The sequence below is a fragment of the Antribacter soli genome, assembly GCF_021568775.1.
GTDB lineage: Bacteria > Actinomycetota > Actinomycetes > Actinomycetales > Cellulomonadaceae > Antribacter > Antribacter soli.
Genome location: NZ_JAKGSG010000064.1, coordinates 44984 through 54361, shown reverse-complemented (window position 1 = coordinate 54361; position 9378 = coordinate 44984). Strand labels below are relative to the sequence as shown.

Annotated in this window: 9 protein-coding genes; all 9 read right to left on the bottom strand. The window is 73.5% G+C overall.

The annotated features are described in order from the left end of the window. Positions 1-579: 579 nt before the first annotated feature. Positions 580-1836 (bottom strand): bifunctional 3-oxoadipate enol-lactonase/4-carboxymuconolactone decarboxylase PcaDC, encoded by a 1257-nt coding sequence (gene pcaDC, locus L1785_RS23520; protein WP_443627197.1) that lies wholly within the window; start codon positions 1834-1836, stop codon positions 580-582. Positions 1837-1865: 29 nt separating this feature from the next. After that, positions 1866-3119, bottom strand: a complete 1254-nt coding sequence (locus L1785_RS21860; RefSeq protein WP_236091363.1) for a lyase family protein — start codon at positions 3117-3119, stop codon at positions 1866-1868. Then, the gene (gene pcaG / locus L1785_RS21855; protein ID WP_236091362.1) at positions 3112-3684 is read right to left on the bottom strand and encodes a protocatechuate 3,4-dioxygenase subunit alpha; all 573 of its coding nucleotides are present in this window, start codon (positions 3682-3684) and stop codon (positions 3112-3114) included. The genes L1785_RS21860 and pcaG overlap by 8 nt, the downstream gene beginning before the upstream one ends. Further along, complete coding sequence (gene pcaH, locus L1785_RS21850; protein WP_236091367.1) at positions 3677-4513, bottom strand: protocatechuate 3,4-dioxygenase subunit beta; 837 nt, start codon at positions 4511-4513, stop codon at positions 3677-3679. Before pcaH ends, pcaG begins: the two co-directional genes overlap by 8 nt. Positions 4514-4560: 47 nt before the next feature. Then, a complete protein-coding gene (locus tag L1785_RS21845; protein ID WP_236091361.1) occupies positions 4561-5781 on the bottom strand; it encodes a 4-hydroxybenzoate 3-monooxygenase in 1221 nt (406 codons plus the stop codon). Then, entirely contained in the window at positions 5778-6449 is a 672-nt protein-coding gene (locus L1785_RS21840; RefSeq protein ID WP_236091360.1) for a 3-oxoacid CoA-transferase subunit B, read from the bottom strand. The genes L1785_RS21845 and L1785_RS21840 overlap by 4 nt, the downstream gene beginning before the upstream one ends. Beyond that, complete coding sequence (locus L1785_RS21835; RefSeq protein WP_236091359.1) at positions 6446-7162, bottom strand: 3-oxoacid CoA-transferase subunit A; 717 nt, start codon at positions 7160-7162, stop codon at positions 6446-6448. Before L1785_RS21835 ends, L1785_RS21840 begins: the two co-directional genes overlap by 4 nt. After that, the gene (locus tag L1785_RS21830; RefSeq protein WP_236091366.1) at positions 7159-8349 is read right to left on the bottom strand and encodes a thiolase family protein; all 1191 of its coding nucleotides are present in this window, start codon (positions 8347-8349) and stop codon (positions 7159-7161) included. The genes L1785_RS21835 and L1785_RS21830 overlap by 4 nt, the downstream gene beginning before the upstream one ends. Before the next feature lie 83 nt (positions 8350-8432). Then, entirely contained in the window at positions 8433-9257 is an 825-nt protein-coding gene (locus L1785_RS21825) for an IclR family transcriptional regulator domain-containing protein (protein ID WP_236091358.1), read from the bottom strand. Positions 9258-9378 lie beyond the last annotated feature (121 nt).

Sequence of the window (9378 nt, the reverse complement as noted above, 5' to 3'; positions counted from 1 at the left end):
TCAACCAGCACAACCAGAAACCAGCCACAAAGCCAGCCCCCAGCCGCACCAGCCAAACGAGGACAAAAATTTGGCATTGACTATCAAGCACACTGTTGAGTTCTCAAACAACCGACGCACACCGTCAAGAACCGGACACTCTTGCGTTCCGGCCCCCGTCCGGGGCAACCTCTCAAGCTTACCAGATTCTCTCGGCCGGTCAAATCCGTCCGATTCTCAGAATCTTTCGGAGAAGAACCGCCGGCGTAAATCCGGCTCCCTTTCCGAAGCTCGGGGCGCAATGCTACCCGATGTTTCGGAGGGGATTTCCAGCCCCGGCGCGGCCACCCGATCTCTCGGTTGTCCGTCGGCCTGTCGGGCTGACATCGAGAACAGTACGCGAGCCTGCAGCCCGGGTCAAAGCCGCCGGGCAGTGGCGCCCACCACATCGGCCCTGGCAGAGGCCATTTCCCCCAAGAGGCGACCACTTTCGCGCCCCGAGGGACCACGCGGACGCCAGTCGCACATCGTGACCATCCCCGCAGAGCGCCGAACTCGTCAAGAAACCGGCAAGCCCACCACGGACAGGTAATTTTTCGTTCAGATCTCCCCGTCCTCGGCCAGGACGGCCTGCGCCACCGCGAACGCGTGGTTCGCCGTCGGCACCGAGCAGTAGATCGCGGTCTGCAGCAGCACCTCGCCGATCTCCTCCACGCTCAGCCCGTTGCGCCGGGCGGCACGCACGTGCATGGCGAGCTCGTCCCAGTGCCCGCCGGCCACCAGGGCCGTCAGCGTCACGGCGGAGCGCATGCGGCGGTCGAGCCCGGGCCGCGTCCAGATCTCGCCCCACGCGTACCGCGTGATGAGGTCCTGGAAGTCGGCCGTGAAAGCCGTCGTGCGGGCGGAGGCACGGTCGACGTGCGCATCGGACAGGACCGCGCGGCGCACCGCCATGCCCTCCGCGTGCGCCTCCGCAGCTGTCCGGCCTCCTGGGGCGACGGTGACGGGCGCGCCCGAGGCGACCGCGACGTCGTCGGGCAGCGGTGGGACCAGGCCGACCAGGCGGCGAACCGCCTCCGCAACCTCTGCCGGAGCCTCCGCGGGCGCCAGGTGCGCCACGTCGCCGAGGACGGTCAGGGTGGCCCCGGGCACACCCGCCGCGATCTCCTCGAGCGACGCCACGGGCGTCGGCCTGTCGTGGCCACCCGCGACCGCGACGACCGGCGCGGTGATCTCGCCGAGCCGGTCCCGCACGTCGAACGAGGCGAGCGCGCGGCACACCGCGGCGTAGGCGAAGCGGTCCGCGACCTGCAGGGACGCCAGGAGGCGCGTCGCTACCTGCGGCTGTGCCGCGACGAAGCCCGGCGCGAACCAGCGCTCCGCGGAGCCGCTCACCTGGGTGGGCGTGCCGGCGGCGGCCACGAGGTCGGCCCGCTCGTGCCACCCCTCCGGAGTGCCGATGCGCGCGCCGGTGCAGATCAGGGCCGCCCCGGCGACGCGCTCCGGCGCGTCGAGCAGCAGCCGCAGGCCCACGGCTCCCGAGGCGGACACGCCCGCGAACCAGAACGGCGCCCCCACGTCCCCCCGCTCGGCCTGGGCCCGCGCCACGACCTCGAGCACGCCCTTCACGATCGCCTCGAAGGTCATCCCCTCGTACGACGCCGGGTCGTCCAGGGCCGGCGACGTGCCGTGCCCCGGCAGGTCCCAGCCGAGGACGTCCATGTCGTCGGTCAGCAGCGCCGCCGCGTCCTGCCACAGCGCCTCGACCGACGTGCCGAGCGACGGCCCGACCACCACGAGCGGGCGCGAGGCGTCCCGCACGGCGAATCTGACGGCGCCGAGGGCGGGATGAGACATGAGGGTTCCTTTCGTGGACGGTGGTGCTGTCACGCGGGCGGCGGGCCGGCGTAGCGCGCCAGCACGCGGTCCACCACGGCCTCGGCGGCGCCCGTGTCTCGCCCGGGCCCGGCCTCGCTGCCCGACGCCGGTCGCTCGCCTCCCCCGGCAACCTCGCCGAGGTACAGATCCAGGTTGCGGGCGGCGGCCGCCCGGTCGAACGTCAGGCCCTCGAGCAGCTCGGCCGCGAGGTGCGCCGAGGCGACCGCGTGCCGGGCCAGGTCTCGCAGGGCGGGCCACTCGGCGTGCCAGGCACCGTCGGGCCGCTCGTCCACGGCCAGGCCGGCGGCGGTGAAGACCTGCGCGACGAGCGGTGGGGCAGCGAGCGCCGAGCGGCGCAGCAGCACCGACAGGACCGGGTTGCGCTTGTGGGCCATGGTCGAGGAGGCACCCCGGCCCGGGGCGGACGGCTCCCGGAGCTCTCCCGACTCGGGGCGCGCGCCCTGCAGCACGTCGGAGGCGACGGTGCCGAGCGCCGCGCATACCCCGGCGAGCGCCGCGGCGGCGCGTTCCACGGGGAACCGCGTGACGTGCCAGGGGCCCGCGGTGACGGGCAGCCCGAGCGCCGCGCCCCAGGCGTCCACGAGGGCGAACCGGTCCGCGGGCACGGCGTCCAGCGTGCCCGCCGCGCCCCCGTACGAGACGGGCAGGGCGGCAGCCTCGGCGGCGAGGCGGTCGTCCGCCTCGGCGACCGCCTGCAGCCAGCCCGCAACCCGGGCGCCGAACGTGGTGGGCACGGCCGCCTGCGCGAGCGTGCGGGCCAGGGCCGGCGTCGAGCGGTGCTCGCGGGCCAGCCGGGTCAGGGCGGCTCGCACCCTGCCGAGGTCGGCCGCCACGGCGGCGGCCGCGCCGCGCACGACGAGGACCAAGGCCGTGTCGACCACGTCCTGGCTGGTCAGTCCTCTGTGGAGCGCAGCGGTCGCCGCGGGGTCGAGCTTCCCCACGGCCGGCCGCAGCCGCGCCAGCAGCGGGACGACGGGGTTCCCCGTCGCGGCGGCCTCGCGTGCGACGGCTGCGACGAGCTCCTCGGCCCCCGCGCGTGCGTCGTCGGGCAGCAGGGCGGCCGCGGCGGCTCGCACCGCCGCAGCCGTGCCGGGACCGACCAGGCCACAGGCGGCCTGCGCCTCGACCCACGCGACCTCGGCCGCGAGCATCGCGCGCAGGACCGCCACGTCGTCGGTGACGACGGCGGCCGAGCCCGGCGCCAGGTCCGCGCCCGGGGTGAGCAGGCCCAGGTCAGGCACGGGCAGCGTCGCCCGGCGCCGGCGTGTAGTCCAGGAACACCGTCTCGTCCTCTCCCTGGAGCCGGATGTCGAAGCGGAGGGAGCCGTCGGGCTCGCGCACCGCCTCCAACGTACGACGCCGGTCGCCCAGCCTGCCCAGGAACGCGTCGGTCTCCCGCGCCTCCGAGGGCACGTAGGCCCGGGTGAACAGGCGGTCCGTCAGACCGCGGGAGAACACCACCACCGCGTAGAACGGCGCCGTGCCGGGCTCGACCGGACCTGGCTCGAGCGTGCGGAACCAGTAGCCGCCCTCGCGGTCGGTCGCCGCACGGCCCCAGCCGGTGAACAGGCCGTCCCGCAGGAGAGAGCCGCTGCGCTGCACCACCGAGCCGTCGGGCGCGGCGCCCCAGATCTCGACGAGGGCGTCGGGGATCGGTGCGCCCGCGCCGTCGGACACGGTGCCGTGCACGCGGACCGCGCCCGGCGTGCCGGGCTCGACGATCTCGTTCCCGCGCTCGTACGGCAGCGCATAGCCGAAGAACGGGCCGACGGTCTGGCCGGGGGTCGGCCGGAGAACGTCACTCATCGTCGCCCTCCTCGGGCCGGTCCTGCTCGAACACCGTGCGCTGCGAGCCCGAGAGCACGATGTCCCACCGGTACCCGGTGGCCCACTCGTGCGTCGTCAGGTCGTGGTCGTACGTGGCGATCAGCCGCTCGCGCGCCGCCTCGTCCGGGATGGTCTGGAAGATCGGGTCGAGGGGGAACAGCGGGTCGCCCGGGAAGTACATCTGGGTGACGAGGCGCTGCGTGAAGTCCGTCCCGAACAGGGAGAAGTGGATGTGCGCGGGCCGCCACGCCTTGAAGTGGTTCTTCCAGGGGTACGGGCCCGGCTTGATGGTCTGGAACTGGTACCAGCCGTCGTCGTCGGTGAGCATGCGGCCCACACCCGTGAAGTTCGGGTCGAGCGGTGCCGGGTGCTGGTCGCGCTTGTGCATGTAGCGCCCCGCGGCGTTCGCCTGCCAGAGCTCGACGAGCTGACGGCGCACGGGACGGCCCTCGCCGTCGACCACGCGGCCGCGCACCGTGATGCGCTCGCCGATCGGCTCGCCGTTGTGCTGGATCGTCAGGTCTGCCTCGAGCGGGCTGATGTCCCGCTCGCCGAACACCGGCGCGTACAGCTCGATCGTCTCGGGGTCCGCGAGCTCCAGCGACTTCGTCGGGTGCCGCAGCAGCGAGCTGCGGTACGGCGGGAAGTCGAGGCGCGCGCTCGTCTCCTCGGGCGCGCCCGCTGCGCGTGCGGCTCGGTACTCGGCGTGGATCCGCCGGATCTCCGCCGTGAGCTTCTCCTGCGGCTCCGCCGCGAGGTCGAGCCGCGTGTCGGGCGCCTCCGGCTCGGCGGCGGTCTCGTCCGCCACCTCGCCCGGGCCCTGGTGCAGCGCAGCGTGTGCCGCTTCCGTGGTGCTCACTTCGCTCCCTCCGTGATGATCGGGCCCCAGCCCGTGTAGCCCTCCGCGAGGAACCGGCGGCCCGCCTCCGACTCCACGAGCGTCCGCAGCTCCGCGACGCGGCGTCGCGCCTCGAAGCCGGACTCGCCCGGGTGCGAGTGCAGCATCCGGCTCATCCACGCGGAGAAGTGCTGCGCCCGCCACACGCGGTGCGCGGCGCGCACGCCGTACTCGTCGAGCAGCTCCTCGTGCGCGGCGTCGCCGCGGGCGAACCAGGTCGACAGCACGTCGTGCAGCAGCACGACGTCGGCCAGGGCCAGGTTCAGCCCCTTCGCGCCGGTCGGCGGGACGGTGTGCGCGGCGTCGCCGACGAGCAGCATCCGCCCGTGCCGGACCGGCTCGACGACGGACGACCGGAAGCGCAGCACGGCACGCTCCTCGACCGGCCCCTCCTTGAGGGCGAAGCCGTCCGGCCCCGCGACGCGGCGCTGCAGCTCGGCCCAGATCTGCTCGTCGCTCCAGCCCGCCGGGTCCTCGTCGGGCGAGCACTGGAAGTAGAGCCGCTGATGGGTGGGCGTGCGCTGGGACACCAGCGCGAAGCCGTGCTCGGACGCGGTGTAGACCAGCTCGGGCGCGGATCGGGGCGCCTCGACGATGACGCCGAACCAGGCGTACGGGTACTCGGTCGAATAGGAGCGGCGGACCGACTCGGGCAGGAGGTGCCGGCAGACCGAGCGCGACCCGTCGGCACCGACCACGATGTCGGCACGCAGCCTGCGGACCACGCCGTCGAGCTCGTAGACGACGCTCGGCTCCGCGGTGTCGAGGTCGAGCACCTCGGTGACGCGAGCGCCGTAGCGGACGTCGCCGCCGTCGGCCGCCCGCTTGTCGGCGAGGTCCTTGAAGACCTGCGTCTGTGGGTAGAGCCAGACCGACCTCCCCGTCAGCGCGTCGAGGTCGATGTGGTGCATCTCCCCGTCGAACCGCAGGTCGATGCCGCCGTGCCGGTCGCCCTCGCGCAGGACCCGGTCGAGACCCGCGTCGACGAGGGTCTGCACGGAGGCAGCCTCGAGGATGCCCGCACGGTGGGTGTTCTCGATCTCCGTGCGGGTCCGGGCCTCCAGGACCACGTGGTCCACGCCGTCCGCGGCGAGCAGGTGCGACAGCAGCAGGCCGGCCGGCCCGCCGCCCACCACGACGACCCGGGTGCGCTCCGCGTCCATCAGTTCTCCCGTCATCCGTCAGCCCGACCGAGCTCCAGCCCGAGCAGGTCCTCCAGCTCGGCGTGCGTCACGCCGAACGTCTCCACCACCCTGGCGAGGTGCTGTCCCGGCCCGGCGTCGGGCCCCACGTCGACGACCGCCAGGTCGCTGTAGACCCGCGACACGCACGCGACCCCCGTGAGCGGGAGTGCACAGCGCTCCACGAGCTTGGGCGCGCCGCCCTTGGTGAGGAGGTTCATCATCACCCAGGTGTCCCGTGCGCCCACCGCGAGGTCCATGGCCCCGCCGACGGCGGGGATGGCGTCGGGAGCGCCCGTGGACCAGTTCGCCAGGTCGCCCGAGACCGACACCTCGAAGGCGCCGAGGACGCACACGTCGATGTGCCCGCCACGCATCATGGCGAAGGAATCCGCCTGGTGGAAGTAGGAGGCGCCCGACAGCTCGGTCACGGGGACCTTCCCGGCGTTGACGAGGTCGGGGTCGACGTCGGCGCCGGTCGCCGCCGGACCCATGCCGAGCATCCCGTTCTCCGTGTGGAGGGTGATGCCGCGCCCCGCGGGCAGGTGGTCGGAGACGAGCGTCGGCAGGCCGATGCCCAGGTTCACGTACGCACCCGCGGGGATGTCGCGCGCGACGCGCGCGGCCAGCTGGTCCTTGCTCAGGTGCTGCCCGACGGCGGTCATCCCGCCACCTCCTGCCAGGTCGCCTCTCCCGTGCCCTGCCGCAGCGCGGTGGACCCGCCGACGGCGACGACGGTGTCCACGTAGATGCCGGGCGTGACGACGGCCTCCGGGTCGATCGAGCCCGCCGGGACGACCTCGCTCACCTGCACCACGGTGCGGCGCGCGGCGGCGGCCATGATCGGGCCGAAGTTGCGGGCCGTCTTGCGGTAGACGAGGTTGCCGGCGGTGTCGGCACGGTGCGCCTTGACCAGGGCGACGTCCGCGTGGATCGGGTACTCGAGCACGTAGTTCTTCCCGTCGATCTCCCGGGTCTCCTTGCCCTCCGCCAGCGGCGTGCCGTAGCCGGTGGGCGTGTAGAACGCGCCGATGCCCGCGCCCGCGGCGCGGATCCGCTCGGCAAGGTTGCCCTGCGGCACCAGCTCGAGCTCGATCTCGCCCGCGCGGTACTTCGCGTCGAAGTGCCACGAGTCGGCCTGGCGCGGGAACGAGCAGACGATCTTGCGGATGCGGCCCAGCTCGACGAGGTGCGCGAGGCCGAGGTCGCCGTTGCCCGCGTTGTTGCTCACCACCGTGAGACCCGTCGGGCCCGCCTCTACGAGGGCGTCGATCAGCTCCACCGGCTGCCCTGCCGAGCCGAAGCCGCCGATCATGACCGTGGAACCGTCCGGGATCTCGCCCAGGGCCTCGAGCGCGGTCTCGCTGATCCGGGTCACCGGGTCGCTCCTGCGTTCTCCAGCACGACGGCGAGGCCCTGGCCGACACCGATGCAGATCGCGGCCACGCCCCACCGGTCGCCCGTCGCCTGGAGGCGGCGGGCGAGCGTGCCGAGGACGCGGGTGCCGGAGGCGCCCAACGGGTGCCCGAGCGCCGTGGCCCCGCCCCACGCGTTGACGATGTCCAGGTCGACGCCCCACGCGTCCACGCACGCGAGCGACTGGGCGGCGAACGCCTCGTTGAGCTCGACGGCGGCGACGTCGTCCCACGTGATGCCGCTGCGCTCCAGGGCGCGGTCCACGGCCTCGACCGGGGCGTAGCCGAAGTACTGCGGCTCGTTCGCGACGGCGGCCCGCCCCGCGATGCGGGCGAGCGGGTCCATGCCGATCTGGGCGGCCGCCGCCTCCGAGCCGATCAGCGCGGCGGAGGCGCCGTCGTTGAGCGGCGAGGCGTTGCCCGCGGTGATGGTGCCGTCCTTGCGGAAGGACGTCTTCAGCGCGGCGAGCCGCTCCGCGGTGGTGTCGGCGCGGACGGACTCGTCGCGCGCGAGCTCGGCGCCCGGGTACGGCGTGACCAGGTCGTCGTAGCGGCCCTCGTCCCAGGCGCGGGCCGCCAGGCGGTGGCTCCTCAGCGCGAACTCGTCCTGCCGCTCGCGCGAGACGCCGTACTTCTCACGCAGGCGCTCGGTGGCCTCGCCGAGCGAGACCGTCCAGTCCGGCTCCATGCGCTCGTTGACCAGACGCCAGCCGAGGGTGGTGGACACCAGCTCGGCGTTGCCGGCCGGGAACGCCTTCTCCGGCTTGAGCATGACGTACGGGGCGCGGCTCATGGACTCCACCCCGCCCGCGAGGATCACGTCCGCGTCGCCGGACTGGACGGCCCGCGCCGCGTGCACCGCGGCCTCGAGCGAGGACCCGCACAGGCGGTTCACGGTGACGCCGGGGACGCTGACCGGCAGGCCAGCGAGCAGCACCGCCATGCGGGCCACGTCCCGGTTCTCCTCGCCCGCGCCGTTCGCGTTGCCGAGGATCACGTCGTCGATCACGGCGGGGTCGAGCCCCGGCACCCGGCGCACCTGCTCCCCGACCACGAACGCCGCGAGATCGTCCGGACGCACGCCCGCGAGGGCCCCGCCGTAGCGCCCGAAAGGCGTCCGGACCGCGTCGTAGACGAACGCCTGCCTCAGCTGCGTCATCGCATTCATCCCGTCAGTGCTGCCGTCGGTTGTTCGCATCTCGAACATGGGTCCGTGATGCGCACAACACGATATCACCGCGGGAAGCCGCCGATCCGGGCCAGATCGGCCTCGATCTCCCTCGCCGCCCGCTTCAGCGCCGGCAGCAGCTGCCCCACCACCTCGTCGATCGGTCCCCGGCGGACCGGCACGGAGACGTTGACGGCGGCGACAACCTCGCCGGACCCGTCGCGCAGCGGCATCGCGAGGGACCGCAAGCCCTCCTCCAGCTCCTGGTCCACGAACGCCCAGCCCTGGGCTCGCACCGTCGCGAGCTCGGCCCGCAGCTCGTCCGGGTCGGTGATCGTGTGCGGGGTCAGCGGCGTCCACTCCACGTCCGCCAGGATCGCGTCAGCCTCCGCGGCGTCCATGAACGCCAGCATCGCGCGCCCCAGGGACGTGACGTGCGCCGGGAACCGCGTCCCCACGCGGATCGTGGTCGTCATGATCCGGTGGGTGGCGAAGCGCGCCACATAAACGATGTCGGCCTGGTCCAGAACCGCCACCGACGACGACTCGCCCACCTCCAGGGAGAGTGCCTCCAGGTGCGGCTGCGCCACCTCTGACAGGCCAAGGCTCGACAGGTACGCGTAGCCGAGCTCGAGCACGCGCGGCCGCAGGTGGAACTGGCGGCCGTCGGTGCCCATGTAGCCCAGCTCCACGAGGGTGTGCAGGAACCGCCGGGCCGCCGCCCGGCTCAGGCCCGTGACGCGGGCCACCTCGCTCAGCGTGAGGGCCGGACGCTCGGCCCCGAACGCCCGGATCACGGACAGCCCGCGCTCCAGCGACTGGACGAACTCACCGCCTCGGACCAGGTCTCCGTCGACGTCTGGCTGGTCGGATCGGACCGTTGCTCGCACGCATGCCCCTTTCGCTCTCTGCCCGAACTATGTCGGAATGGTCAGCGTCCCGCGCGTGGAAGCCCTCCCGATCGTGACGCGTCCCCTGGCCCGGTGCAGCGCGGGCCGGGGCGAGATGCTC

Excerpts from the sequence above, each read along its gene's own strand:
- pcaDC (WP_443627197.1), bottom strand. The coding sequence starts at position 1,836 with ATGTCTCATCCCGCCCTCGGCGCCGTCAGATTCGCCGTGCGGGACGCC.
- L1785_RS21840 (WP_236091360.1), bottom strand. The coding sequence starts at position 6,449 with ATGACCGCCGTCGGGCAGCACCTGAGCAAGGACCAGCTGGCCGCGCGC.
- L1785_RS21845 (WP_236091361.1), bottom strand. The coding sequence starts at position 5,781 with ATGACGGGAGAACTGATGGACGCGGAGCGCACCCGGGTCGTCGTGGTG.
- pcaG (WP_236091362.1), bottom strand. The coding sequence starts at position 3,684 with ATGAGTGACGTTCTCCGGCCGACCCCCGGCCAGACCGTCGGCCCGTTC.